Source organism: Citricoccus sp. SGAir0253 (genome assembly GCF_005877055.1).
Taxonomy (GTDB): Bacteria; Actinomycetota; Actinomycetes; order Actinomycetales; family Micrococcaceae; genus Citricoccus.
In genome coordinates this window covers 1,270,663-1,282,723 of sequence record NZ_CP039424.1, presented here as the reverse complement: position 1 = coordinate 1,282,723, position 12,061 = coordinate 1,270,663, and the positions used below count along the sequence as shown (strand labels likewise).

The window sequence follows — 12,061 nt, the reverse complement described above, 5'->3', positions numbered from 1 at the left end:
ATCAGATCTCCATTCCGAAGTGCTGGGAGAAGCGGACGTCGCCCTCGATCATGTCGTGCATGTCCGGGACCTCGTTGCGGAACATCAGGGTGCGCTCGACGCCCATGCCGAAGGCGAAGCCGGAGTAGACTTCCGGGTCGATGCCGGCGGCGCGCAGCTCGTTGGGGTGCACCATGCCGCAGCCGCCCCATTCGATCCACTGGGGACCGCCCTTGGCGCCGGGGTGCCAGATGTCCATCTCGGCGCTGGGCTCCGTGAAGGGGAAGTAGTTCGGGCGCAGCCGGATCCGGGCCTCGGGGCCGAACATCTGCCGGGCGAAGTACTCCAGGGTGCCGCGCAGGTCCGCCATGGTCAGGCCCTCGTCCACCGCGAGTCCCTCGAACTGGTGGAACACGGGGGTGTGCGTGGCGTCGAGCTCGTCGGTGCGGAAGGTCCGGCCCGGGCACAGCACGTAGGTCGGCGTGCCCCGCTCGAGCATGGCGCGCATCTGCACCGGGGAGGTGTGGGTGCGCAGCACGAGGTGGGACTCCGGCGGGTCCACGAAGAAGGTGTCCTGCATCTCCCGGGCCGGGTGGTCCGGCTCGAAGTTCAGCGCGTCGAAGTTGTACCACTCGGACTCGACCTCGGGGCCCTCGGCGATCTCCCAGCCCATGCCGACGAAGATGTCGCACACGCGCTCCTGCAGCACGGACAGCGGGTGCCGGGCGCCGACGCGCCGGCGGCGCACGGCCGCCGTGACGTCCACCGTCTCCTCCACGAGCAGCCGCGCGGCGCGCTCCTCCTCGAGCACGGCGGTGCGGGCGGCGAGCGCCGACTCCATGGCCTTGCGGGCGGAGCCCATGAGCCTGCCGGCCACCGACTTCTGCTCCTTGGGCAGCTTGCCGATGGCGCGGTTCGCCAGGGTCAGCGGGGCCCTCTCCCCCGTGTGGGCCAGCCGGGCGGCCTTGAGCCCGTCCAGGTCGGTGGCGGCCTCGAACGCGCGCAGGGCGCTCTCGACGGCGGCGTTCACCGCCGCCTCGTCGGCCGGGGAGATCTCCGGGGCGGTGCCGTCCGGCTGATCGACCGGGCGTTCGGCCAGGTCCTGGGGGGTTTCCGTCATGGCGGGCAACGACCTTCATGCTGCGGTGGATGGGGACACGGGAGGGGCCGTCCGCGCGGGAGGCCCCGGCCAGTCTAGTGGACCGGTCCCGGCGCCTAGGCTCCTGTCATGAGCGTTCCGCCGCCCCCACCGCCTCGGTCCCCGTCCCGCCCGCGGGGCCGTCGGCCGGCGCGTCGGTCGGCCCGCAGGTCGAGCCGGTCGCCGGACCGGTTGCCGGCCGCGCTGGCGCTGCGCCGGGCGTGGAACGCGGCCAACCTGTCCACCCCGCTGGGCCTGGCCCTGGCCCGCGCCGCCGGCTGCACGGTCCGCCGGGGCCCGGACGGGCTGCTGCTGGCCTCCGGCTACCGGTGGGCCTTCCCGGACGGCGGGGCCTTCACCGTGGGCAACACGGTCCTGCTGCGGCCGGGCACCGCGCCCACGGCGCGGCTGCTGGCGCACGAGTCCCGGCACGCGACCCAGTACGCGTGGTGCGCCGGGGTGCCCTTCCTGCCGCTGTACCTGCTGGGGGTGGGCTGGTCGGTACTGCGCACGGGCGACGCCGCCTCGCGCAATCCCTTCGAGCGGCACGCGGGGCTGGCGGCCGGTGGCTACCGCGAGCGCCCGGTGCGCTGGCCGCGCCGCGCCGCCTGAGCCCCTCCGCAGGACCGCGCGGGTCCGGCGCCGAGCGGGACGGGAGGCGCGGGGCGCCCGGTGCGGCGGGCGGGGGCCGCCGCGGGGTCGCGGGAGGGGGCCGCTGCGGGGTCGCGGGAGGGGACCATGCCCCCACCCTAGGCCCGGGACGGCGACGGCGACCGGGGCCCCGGACGGCGTCGGGCGGGTGCGGGAGTCCGGTGGGCGACGCCGACGGGCGCCGGTCCGCCGCGGGTCGGCCGCTGGGGTGGCGACGGGACCGAGGACAGGGTGGCACCTTGCAGCCGTATTCGTACATGTGTTCTAATCAACGCCATGCGATGGGAAGCGCAGGCACTGCAGGCCGGGGACGGGACCGGCCAGGACGGCGGCGGCACTCCAGCCGCACCCGCCGCCCTGCTGCCGCTCTCCGGCCTGCAGCGTTCCATCACGACCCCGGAGTTCGCCGGGATCACCTTCCACGAGGTCGTGGCCAAGTCCGCGCTGAACCGCGTCCCGGACTCCTCGTCCATGCCGTTCCGCTGGACCGTCAACCCCTACCGCGGGTGCACCCACGCCTGCCGGTACTGCTACGCCCGCGGCACCCACGAGTACCTGGACCTGGACGCGGGAGTGGACTTCGACCGGCAGATCGTGGTGAAGGTCAACGTCGCCGAGGTGCTGCGCCGCGAACTGTCCCGGCCCTCGTGGGCGCACGAGCCGGTGGCCCTGGGCACCAACACGGACCCGTACCAGCGGGCGGAGGGCCGGTACCGGCTGATGCCGGGCATCATCCGGGCCCTCGCGGACACGGGCACCCCGTTCTCCATCCTGACCAAGGGCACCCTGCTGGGGCGGGACCTGGAGCTGCTGGCCGAGGCCTCGCGCCACGTGCCCGTCCACGTCTCCGTGTCCCTGGCGATGCTCGACGGGCGCCTGGCCGAGCGGGTGGAGCCCGGCACCCCCGCCCCGGCCGCCCGGCTGCGGCTGATCGAGAGGCTGGCCGCCGCCGGTGCCGCGGTGACCGTGATGGCCATGCCCCTGCTGCCGTGGCTCACGGACTCCGAGCGGCAGCTGGAGGAGTTGATGGCGGTCCTCGCCGGCGCTGGGGCCCGGTCCGTGCTGGCCGGGGCCCTGCACCTGCGCCCCGGCGCGCGGCAGTGGTACCTGGACTGGATCGCCGCCGAGCACCCGGAGCTGCTCGAGGGCTACCGCAGCCTCTACGCCCGGGGCGCCTACGCGGCCCCCTCCTACCGCAGTGCCCTGGGACGGCGGGCCGGCGCGGCCGCCCGACGCCACGGGCTGGACCACGGCGGCGCGCACCGGCTCACCCGGCCGGACGGCCCCGGTCGTCCGGCTCCCGAGCGGCCGCCGGGAACGCCGGCCGCCCCCCGGACCGGATCACCGGCCGGATCGTCCGCCGTCGGCGACCGCCCCGGGCGCCCGGGACGGGCCGGTCCGGCGGGCCGGACACACCCCGACGGACAGGCGCAGGCGGCCCTGTTCTGAGCGGCCGCGCGTTCCCGGCCGTCGCGTCCTCAGCCGCGGAGCAGGCGCACGAGGGCGTCCACGATGGGCCGGTCCGCCGGGATCCACTCGAGGTCCTGGAGCGTCCCGCGCTCGAGGCCCCGCCACTCCAGCACATCGTGGTCCTGCAGGGGTCGGGGCTCACCGTCCTCGATGACGGCGGTGAACACCCGCATGCGCGCACCGTTGCCGAGCAGCCAGCCCTCGGGGTGGTCGGCGGACACCTCCCGGTCCAGCCGGATGCCCACCCCGAGCTCCTCGCGGACCTCGCGCCGCAGGGCCGCCCGGTGGTCCTCGCCCGGCTCGACCTTGCCCCCGGGGAACTCCCACAGGCCCGCGAGGGACTCCGGGGAGCTGCGCCGCGCGACCAGCAGGCGGGAGGGTCCCTCCAGCCGGTCCAGCAGGGCCGCCCCCACCACCGGTCGCCGTCCCCCGGCCGGCCCGGACTCCGTCGGGAGCCCGTCGGCCGAGGGGCCCGGGGCGGGCCGGGGCGCCGTGGCCGGGAGGGGCGGCGTGGTGGGGTCCGTGATCTCGCTCATGGTCCCCGATCCTAGGCGGGCCGCACCCCGGCCACGGCCGTAGTCTGGACCGGTGCCCGATTCCCCCGCCTCCCGCCCCGCCGCCTCCTCCACCCCGGGCACTCCCGCCCCGCCGGCCGGGCCGGCCCCCCGGCCCCGGCGCATGCTGCCCGGCATCCTGGCGCTCGCCCTGGGCGGCTTCGCCATCGGCACCACCGAGTTCGCGATCATGGGGCTGCTGCCCCAGGCGGTCGAGGACCTCGGCGTCGACCTGCCCGCGGGCGGCATCCTCATCTCCACGTACGCCCTGGGCGTGGTCGTCGGCGCGCCGTTGCTCGCGGCCGGCCTGGCCCGCGTGGACCGGAGGACCTCGGCCCTGTGGCTGATGGGGCTGTTCGTCGCCGGCCACGCCGGCAGCCTGCTCGCCCCGGACTTCGGCACCATGATGCTGGCCCGCTTCCTCTCCGGCCTGCCCCACGGGGCGTACTTCTCCGCGGCCGCGCTGGCGGCCGCCCACCTGGCCGGCCCAGCGCGCCGTGGCCAGGCGACGGCGTGGGTCATGGCCGGGCTCTCCGTGGCCAACCTCGTGGGCGTGCCCCTGGCCACGTGGCTCGGCCAGGTGGCCGGCTGGCGGTGGATGTTCGTGGTCACGGGCCTGTTCGGCGCGGCCACGATCGCCGCCGTGGCATGGCTCGTGCCGTCGATCCCCGCCCCCGCCGGCGCCTCCGTGCGCGGGGAGCTCACCGCGCTGCGCTCCCCCGCCCTGTGGCGGGCCGTGGTGGTGGGCATCATCGGCTTCGCCGGGATGTTCGCCCTCTACACGTACATCGCCCCCGTGTTCGTCCGGGTCGGCGGCATGCCGGAGGCACTCGTGCCGCTCATCATGGCCCTCTACGGGGTGGGCATGGTGGTGGGCACCCTGCTCGGCGGCGCGTGGTCCGATCGCTCGGCCACGCGGACCCTGCAGGCCATGCTCGGCGTCGTCGCCGTGGCCCTCGCCGGGTTCAGCCTGGCCGCCCCGTGGTGGGTCCTGGCGCTGGTCCCGCTGCTGGCCGCCGCCGTCGCCGCCTCGGCCCTCGTTCCGGCCCTGCAGGTGCTCCTCGTGGACGCGGCCCCGCACGCCCCGCAGCTCTCCGGGGCCCTCAACCACTCGGCGCTCAACCTGGCCAACGCCATGGGCGCGTGGGTGGGCGCCGCCGTCATCTCGGCCGGTGCCGGGCTCCAGGTGCCGGCCGGCGCCGGGGCCGGGCTGGCCGCCGTCGGGCTCGTCCTGTCCCTCGTCCTGCTGCGTCCCGGACGCGCCCGCGCCGGCGCCTGACCACCCCGTTCCGGGACGCGAACCCCGCGCCGACCTGTTACGTTGAGGTCGGGGGGCCTCGAGTGACCACGCACGCCAACCGTGGACGGTCCCCCGGGGCAGGGTCGACACTGTTCCTGTCCGTACGCAGTCAAGGAGCACGAAGGGGAACCAATCATGAGCATCATCAGCTGGATCATCATGGGCCTCGTCGCCGGCGCCATCGCCCGGCTCATCCTCCCCGGCGACCAGGGCGGAGGCTGGCTCGGCGCCCTCATCACCGGCATCCTGGGCGCCATCCTCGGCGGCTGGATCGGCGGGGCGCTGTTCGGCCTGGACCTCAACGAGAGCTTCTTCAGCTTCTGGACGTGGGTCTTCGCGATCATCGGCGGCGTGATCGTCGCCTTCATCTGGCAGGCCATCACCCGCCGCCGCGGCAGCCGGGTGTGACCCGGGGGGCGGATCCCGCCCCACCGTGCACGGAACGCGAAGGGCGCCCCGCGGGGCGCCCTTCGTCGTGCGCGGGCCCGGCGCGGCGCCGCACGGAGCCGCGGGCCCCGGGGGCAGGGGCGGCTCAGGCGCCGCGCTGGGCCATCGCGGAGGCGTACAGGCACACCGTGGCGGCGGTGGCCACGTTGAGCGACTCGGCCTGGCCGTACAGCGGCACCGCGACCCGCTCGCCCGCCAGGGCCAGCTCGGCCGCGGACAGCCCCTGGGCCTCGTTGCCGAACAGCCACGCCGTGGGACGGGCGAGCAGTCCCGACGGCGGCCGGTCCAGCCGCACGGGCCCCTGCCCGTCGGCCGCGAGCACCTGCAGCCCGCAGTCAGCCAGCATCCGGGTGGTGGCCGCCAGGTCCGCCCCGGTGACCAGGGGGACGTGGAACAGCGACCCGGCGGTGGAGCGCACCACCTTCGGATTGAAGGGGTCCACGGAACCGGCGGCGAGCACCACCCCGGCGGCCCCGGCGGCGTCCGCGGCGCGCAGGATCGTCCCGGCGTTGCCGGGGTCCTGGACGCGGCACAGGACCGCGACCAGCCGGGGGTCCCCCAGCCCGGGCAGGACGGCCTCCGCCGCCGTGTCCGGGATGCGGCACACCGCCAGGATGCCTTGGCCGGTGACGGCGTCGCTCATCGCCGCGAGCACCTCGTCCGTGGCGCGGCGCACCGGAACGCCCGCCCCCGCCGCCCGCTCCACGAGCCCGGCCAGCTCCGCGTCCCGGTCCCCGACCCGCTCGGAGACATACAGCTGCTCCACGACGGCCCCGGGCCGCCACTGGGGGGCTCCGACGATCCCGAGATGGGCGCGCAGCGCCTCCCGGGCCGGCTGGGGCCCCTCGGCGAGGAACAGTCCCTCCCGCTGACGCGACGAGCGCCCCGCCAGGCGCGCGACCCTCCGCACCCGGTCGGCCCGGGGGTTGGTCATCACGTCCTGGTCGGGGCGCTCGTCCATGGCGTCCTCCCGCGGCCGTGCCGGCGTGCCGGCACCCCGCGGGGGCTGCGCGGCGTGCCTACTTCGCGGCAACCGGCGCGTTGACGTCCGCCGGCAGCGCCTGGCGGGCGGCGGTCACCAGGGTGGCGAAGGCGGCGGAGTCGGAGACGGCCAGCTCGGCGAGCATACGGCGGTCCACCTGGATGCCGGCCAGCTTCAGGCCCTGCATGAAGCGGTTGTACGTCATGCCGTTGGCGCGGGCGGCGGCGTTGATGCGGGTGATCCACAGCCGGCGGAAGTCGCCCTTGCGCTTGCGGCGGTGCTGGTAGTTGTAGACGTACGAGTGCAGCAGCTGTTCCTTGGCCTTGCGGTAGAGGCGGGAACGCTGACCGCGGTAGCCGGAGGCGCGGTCGAGGACCACCCGGCGCTTCTTGTGGGCGTTGAGAGCCCGCTTCACACGTGCCACGTGCGTACTCCTTCGAATCGATGCCGGCCACGCGGGGTGTCCGCGCGGCGGCTGGCTGGATTGCGGCCGTCAGGCCACGGGGATGTCAGATGCCGAGCATCCGCTTGATGGTCTTGACGCTGGACTTGGAGACCAGCTGGTCGCTCGCCAGGCGGCGGGTCAGCGTGGAGGGCTTGTGCTCCAGGTAGTGGCGGCGGTTGGCCTGCTGACGCATCAGCTTGCCGGAACCGGTCACGCGGAAGCGCTTCTTGGCTCCGCTGTGGGTCTTCATCTTCGGCATGGCTGCCGTCCTCCTTCGTGTCGGCTGCCCGCGGGGCGGGCAGTGCTGCATGGACCCTGCTGTGGGCAGGGCCGGTCTGGCCGGGCCGGCGGCACCGGCCCGGGACGGTGGTGCCGCCCTACTTGCCGGCGCCCGGCTTGGGGCCGGGCTTCGGGGCACCGGGCCGGGGCGCCGGCTTCGGGGCGCCGGGCTTCGGGGCCCCCGGCTTGGGGGTCGGCGTGCCGCCGGTGCCCGGCGCCGGGGTGGCGGCCGCCGGACGCGGGGCGGGGCGGGGCGCCGAGGCGGGCTTCGCGGCCGCCGGCTTGGCGGCCGCGGGCTTCGCCGCCACCGGCTTCGCCGGGGTGGCCCCGGACGACGCCGGCCGGGCCGCGGGCCGGGCGGCCGACTGCCGCGGTGCGGCCGGGGCCGAGGCAGCGGGCCTCGCCGCTGCCGGCCCGGCGGCCGCCGGGCGAGCGGGGGACGCCGGCTGGGCGGACGACGCCGGCCGGGCCGGGGCGGCCTCGGGGGCGGCGGCAGCCGCGGCGGGGGCCTGCGCACCCTCCGGGGCGGACGAGCCGCCCTGGGCCATCTGCCGCAGCTGCTCCGGCATCGCGTCGGCCATCGAGCTGGAGAGCGGTGCGGAGGAGGTGTCCTTCGAGACCTTCTCCTTCGCCTCCCGGGCCGCCACCTCGCGGCGGGACCCGGTGCGCTCCGGCTTGGGGGTCTCCTGCTGCGTCCGCCGCGCCTCGGCACGGGCCTCGGCCTTGTTCTTCAGCGGGCCGATGACCATGACCATGTTGCGGCCGTCCTGGCGCGGGCTCGACTCCACGGAGCCGACGTCCGCCACGTCCGCGGCGAACTTCTCCAGCAGCCGGATGCCCAGCTCGGGACGCTGCTGCTCGCGGCCGCGGAACTGGATCATGGCCTTGACCTTGTCCCCGGCGGTGAGGAACTTGCGGGCGTGGCCCGTCTTCGTCTCGTAGTCGTGGGTGTCGATCTTGAGGCGGAAGCGGACTTCCTTCAGGACCGTGTTGGTCTGGTTCTTCCGGGCCTCACGGGCCTTGACGGCAGCCTCGTACTTCCACTTGCCGAAGTCCATGAGCTTGCAGACCGGCGGCTTCGCCGTCGGGGCCACCTCAACCAGGTCCAGGTCGGCCTCGGTGGCCAGACGCAGCGCATCCTCGATGCGCACGATCCCCACCTGCTCGCCCTGGGGGCCGACCAGGCGCACCTCGGGCACGCGGATCCGTTCGTTGATTCTCGGCTCGCTAATCTTGCAACTCCTGTGGTCTGGATTCCTCGGGTTCGGGGCCGCCGTCCCGGCACGGTCCCCTGCGCCGGGCCCGGGAACGGAAAAGGCCCCCGTGCTCGACGCAGACGGAGGCCCTGGCCAGCGGAGGAATCCGCGGACCCATCGGCCCGGCGCCCCCTTGCGGGACCGCCCGACCGGTGACCCGGCAACTCGGCCCGGCGAACCGGGCATCCTGCTGACGCGGGTGGGAGATGGCCTCCACTTCGATGGCTGGAACCGTGCGCCTCGTCACGCGTGACGTGGCCTCGGGACCAGCTGGTCTGTGACAAGCTTACCAGCATGAACGACGCACAGCAGAATCCCACCCCGTCCGGTGATCCGGTGGAGGACCGGGTCCGGGAGATCCACGAGGTCCCGGCCGTGGAGATCATCAACACCACGGCCGTCCACTTCATGACGGCCGCGGCCGTCAAGGTGGGGCTGGCCGAGGGGCCCGACGCCAAGGAGCTCATCGACCTGGACGAGGCCCGCAAGCTGATCACCGCCCTCGCCGGCCTGGTCACCGCCGCCGCCCCGGAGATCGGCAGCCAGCACGCGGGGCCGTTGCGCGACGGCCTGCGCTCCCTGCAGCTGGCCTTCCGCGAGGCCTCCCCGTTCCCGGACGCCCCGGGCAAGGGCCCGGGCGAGAAGTTCACCGGCGCGGTGAACTGACGTCCCGCCCCGCCGGTCCCACGACCGGCCCCGACGGCCACGGGCCCGGCGCCTCCCCGGAGGTGCCGGGCCCGTGGCCGTCGGGGCGAAGCGGGCGGGAGGCCGGTCCGGTCAGGAGGCGCGGCCCGCGAGGTGCAGGGCCACCTGGCGGGAGAACATCAGCACCAGCGCGGCGGCGGCCGGCACCAGGAAGGCGGCCGCGAGCGGGAGGTTGCCCCCGGAGAGGAAGCTGATCGAGAGGATCACGGCGAAGAGCTCGATCACCACCGTGGCGGCGCGGACCCATGGCCGGCCCCGCCACATGCCCAGCGCCACCGCCCCGATCCATGCCCCGGCCCCGGCGACCAGCACCACGAGGAACACCTGGGCGCCCATCCCCAGGCTGCCGCGACCCACCTGCAGGGCGAAGCCGCCGGCCGCGGCCAGGACGGCGAGGCACTGGAGCGCCAGCAGCGCGGTCACCGCGACGACCGCCGGGGGGCGGGTCAGCGGGGTGCCAGGGGTGCGGGGGGCGCTGGGGGTGCTCACGTCTCGTGCCGTCCTCTCGGGGGCCGGCCCGCGGGTCCGGCGCGCGTGGGGGTCCACCGCGGCGGCGCCGGAGACCGGCGTCCTTGACAGCGGGGAGCGGGGGCGGGAATAGTCTGAGGCGTCCGGACCGGACTGTGATCAACACCTCAGGATATCCGCAGATCGCTCCGCAGGACCCCTTGTTTAGGTGCAATCTACATGAAACACTATTTGACGAAGTTCAGCGGGGGTCGTGGCGACGGCCCTTTTTTGTTGCCGTCGGATCGATGGCCACGTTCTGCCCCGCCGATGGACGACCGTCCGATACCGAACGAAGGACTTGCCGGGCCACCCCTGTGCCCGGCTGACGAGGAGTGATCGATCAGCATGGATTGGCGTAGCCGGGCAGCGTGCTTGGACAAGGATCCGGAACTGTTCTTCCCGGTCGGGAACACGGGTCCGGCCCTGCTCCAGATCGAGGAAGCCAAGGCTGTCTGCCGCACCTGCGAAGTGGTCGACACGTGCCTGCAGTGGGCCATCGAGTCCGGCCAGGACTCGGGAGTGTGGGGCGGCATGAGCGAGGACGAGCGCCGCGCCCTGAAGCGCCGCGCGGCCCGCGCCCGCCGGGCCTCCTGACATCCCCGCGCCCGTCCGGGCGCGACCGCCGGTCCCCGGGGCCGGTCCCCGGGGCCGGTCCCCGGGGCCGGCCCCGGGCCGGCCCCCGGGGCCGGCCCCGACCGACACCCCGGTCCGCTCCTGCGGACCGGGGTGTCGGCGTCCCGGGCCCCGGCGTCCGGGGGGACGCGGGCCGGGGAGGTCAGCGTTCCGGCACCGGCGCGCGGATCACGACGTCGGTGCCGCCCCCCGCGCGGGGTGACCAGTCGATGGTCCCGCGCAGGTCGCCCGCCACGAGGGTGCGCACGATCCGCAGGCCCAGCCCGGCGTCCTGGCCGGCCCCCGGCACGGCGCCGGCAGCGGCCGGTTGCGGGCCGGCGTCGGGCTCCCCGGCCGTCCCCGCCGGCGCCTCCGGGTGCCCGGCGGCGGGGGCGCCGCTGTCCCACAGCCGGACCTCCAGCCACTCCCCCGCCGCGGTGCGCGTGCGCCGCGCGGACAGGCCCACGCGCCCGCCCTCCGGCCCGGTCCCGTGCTCGACCGCGTTCGTGGCCAGCTCGTTGATGACGAGCGCCAGCGGCGTCGCGAGCTCGCTCGGCAGCTGGCCGAAGCCGCCGCCGTACTCCGTCTGGACCGGGCGGCCGTCGCCGGCGACCTCCACGGCCAGCCGGAACTGCCGGCCCAGCAGCGCGTCCATGTCCACGTGCTCGTCGAGCCCGTGGGAGAGGGTCTCGTGGACGAGGGCGATCGTGTCCACGCGCCGCATCGCCTGTTCGAGGCCGCGGCGCGCCTCCGGGGAGGACATCCGCCGGGACTGCATGCGCAGCAGCGACCCGACCGTCTGCAGGTTGTTCTTGACCCGGTGGTGGATCTCCCGGATCGTCGCGTCCTTGCCGACGAGCTGCTGCTCCCGCCGGCGCACCTCGGTGACGTCCCGCAGCAGGACCAGGGCGCCGATGCGGCCGGTGTCGTCCCGCAGCGGCACCGTCCGCAGCGTCAGGCTCACCGAGCGCACCTCCAGCTCGGCCCGCGCGGAGGCCTTGCCGGTGAGCACGAGCGGCAGCGACTCGTCGATCGGCCGGCGCTCGTCCTGCAGGTCGGTGACGATCCGCGCGAGCGAGCGGCCCTCGAGGGGGTCGGCCTCCCCCAGACGCCGGAAGGCGGAGACGGCGTTGGGGGTCGCGAAGTCCACCCGGCCCTCGGCCGTGAGCCGCAGCAGCCCGTCCCCCACCCGCGGGGAGCCGCGGTGCGGGCCGCCGATCGGGTCGTCCGGGTCCGGCCACTGCCCGCGGGAGACCATGGTGAGCAACTGGGTGGCGCTCTCCCGGTAGACCAGTTCCAGCCGGGAGGGGATGCGCTGGCCGGTCAGGTTCTGGTGCACCGTGAGCACGCCGATGGTCCGGCCCTCGCGCACCACCGGCCACACCGTCACGCGCATGGAGCTGTCCGGGGCGTAGGCCGAGGGGGCCGTGACGGTCGGCCGGCCGGTCCGCCAGGCCTCGTCCACGAGCGAGCGCAGGTCCGCGCGCACCCGGCTGCCCACGATGTCCCGGTGCAGGGAGGTCTGCGAGGTGAACGGCCGCGCCTGGGCCAGGGCGACGAACCGGCGCTCCGGCTCCTCCGGCACGGCCACCGGGTACCACAGGACCAGGTCGGCGAAGGAGAGGTCGGCCAGCAGCTGCCAGTCGCCCACGACCAGCTGGAGCCAGTCGACGTCGCCCGGGACCAGCCGCGGGTCGTCCCCCAGCGGGGAGGTCAGCAGTGCCATCGCGCCC

At 75.5% G+C, this 12,061-nt stretch carries 14 protein-coding genes; 6 read left to right on the top strand and 8 right to left on the bottom strand.

Features of this window, described 5'->3' with window-relative positions; genetic code table 11:
* Position 1: 1 nt before the first annotated feature.
* The gene (gene pheS, locus E7744_RS05830; protein ID WP_246858576.1) at positions 2-1,099 is read right to left on the bottom strand and encodes a phenylalanine--tRNA ligase subunit alpha; all 1,098 of its coding nucleotides are present in this window, start codon (positions 1,097-1,099) and stop codon (positions 2-4) included.
* A 210-nt stretch (positions 1,100-1,309) separates the two neighbouring features.
* Between pheS and E7744_RS05825 the strand changes: the two genes are divergently transcribed.
* Together E7744_RS05825 and E7744_RS05820 are read left to right on the top strand one after the other, a co-directional pair.
* Positions 1,310-1,729, top strand: a complete 420-nt coding sequence (locus E7744_RS05825; protein ID WP_246858575.1) for a DUF4157 domain-containing protein — start codon at positions 1,310-1,312, stop codon at positions 1,727-1,729.
* A gap of 315 nt (positions 1,730-2,044) precedes the next feature.
* Positions 2,045-3,217, top strand: a complete 1,173-nt coding sequence (locus tag E7744_RS05820; protein WP_137773305.1) for an Rv2578c family radical SAM protein — start codon at positions 2,045-2,047, stop codon at positions 3,215-3,217.
* 29 nt (positions 3,218-3,246) lie between these two features.
* Here E7744_RS05820 and E7744_RS05815 read toward each other — a convergent pair whose 3' ends face one another.
* Entirely contained in the window at positions 3,247-3,651 is a 405-nt protein-coding gene (locus E7744_RS05815; protein ID WP_246858623.1) for a (deoxy)nucleoside triphosphate pyrophosphohydrolase, read from the bottom strand.
* A 175-nt stretch (positions 3,652-3,826) separates the two neighbouring features.
* Here E7744_RS05815 and E7744_RS05810 point away from each other — a divergent pair, with 175 nt between their 5' ends.
* Together E7744_RS05810 and E7744_RS05805 are read left to right on the top strand one after the other, a co-directional pair.
* A complete protein-coding gene (locus tag E7744_RS05810) occupies positions 3,827-5,071 on the top strand; it encodes an MFS transporter (RefSeq protein ID WP_246858574.1) in 1,245 nt (414 codons plus the stop codon).
* 156 nt (positions 5,072-5,227) lie between these two features.
* On the top strand, positions 5,228-5,500 hold the full coding sequence (locus E7744_RS05805) for a GlsB/YeaQ/YmgE family stress response membrane protein (RefSeq protein ID WP_137773303.1): 273 nt from the start codon (positions 5,228-5,230) through the stop codon (positions 5,498-5,500).
* A gap of 124 nt (positions 5,501-5,624) precedes the next feature.
* On the opposite strand, the gene E7744_RS05800 is transcribed toward E7744_RS05805, so the two are convergent.
* The 4 genes from E7744_RS05800 to infC all read right to left on the bottom strand — a co-directional run bounded on the left by E7744_RS05800 (position 5,625) and on the right by infC (position 8,444).
* Positions 5,625-6,500, bottom strand: a complete 876-nt coding sequence (locus E7744_RS05800; RefSeq protein ID WP_137773302.1) for an RNA methyltransferase — start codon at positions 6,498-6,500, stop codon at positions 5,625-5,627.
* A 58-nt stretch (positions 6,501-6,558) separates the two neighbouring features.
* Positions 6,559-6,945, bottom strand: coding sequence for a 50S ribosomal protein L20 (gene rplT, locus E7744_RS05795; protein WP_137773301.1), 387 nt, complete (start codon positions 6,943-6,945; stop codon positions 6,559-6,561).
* A gap of 85 nt (positions 6,946-7,030) precedes the next feature.
* Positions 7,031-7,225, bottom strand: a complete 195-nt coding sequence (gene rpmI, locus E7744_RS05790) for a 50S ribosomal protein L35 (protein WP_010144525.1) — start codon at positions 7,223-7,225, stop codon at positions 7,031-7,033.
* A 118-nt stretch (positions 7,226-7,343) separates the two neighbouring features.
* Complete coding sequence (gene infC / locus E7744_RS05785) at positions 7,344-8,444, bottom strand: translation initiation factor IF-3 (protein ID WP_246858573.1); 1,101 nt, start codon at positions 8,442-8,444, stop codon at positions 7,344-7,346.
* 351 nt (positions 8,445-8,795) lie between these two features.
* On the opposite strand from infC, the gene E7744_RS05780 reads away from it, so the two are divergent.
* Positions 8,796-9,167 (top strand): DUF1844 domain-containing protein, encoded by a 372-nt coding sequence (locus E7744_RS05780; protein ID WP_137773299.1) that lies wholly within the window; start codon positions 8,796-8,798, stop codon positions 9,165-9,167.
* 111 nt (positions 9,168-9,278) lie between these two features.
* Here the strand turns inward: E7744_RS05780 and E7744_RS05775 are convergent, their stop codons facing one another.
* Positions 9,279-9,695 carry a hypothetical protein gene (locus tag E7744_RS05775; protein WP_137773298.1) on the bottom strand — a complete coding sequence of 139 codons (417 nt, stop codon included), beginning with the start codon at positions 9,693-9,695 and terminating at the stop codon, positions 9,279-9,281.
* 366 nt (positions 9,696-10,061) lie between these two features.
* Between E7744_RS05775 and E7744_RS05770 the strand changes: the two genes are divergently transcribed.
* Positions 10,062-10,310, top strand: a complete 249-nt coding sequence (locus tag E7744_RS05770; RefSeq protein WP_010144519.1) for a WhiB family transcriptional regulator — start codon at positions 10,062-10,064, stop codon at positions 10,308-10,310.
* A gap of 181 nt (positions 10,311-10,491) precedes the next feature.
* Here the strand turns inward: E7744_RS05770 and E7744_RS05765 are convergent, their stop codons facing one another.
* Complete coding sequence (locus E7744_RS05765; protein WP_137773297.1) at positions 10,492-12,054, bottom strand: sensor histidine kinase; 1,563 nt, start codon at positions 12,052-12,054, stop codon at positions 10,492-10,494.
* Between the last annotated feature and the right edge of the window lie 7 nt (positions 12,055-12,061).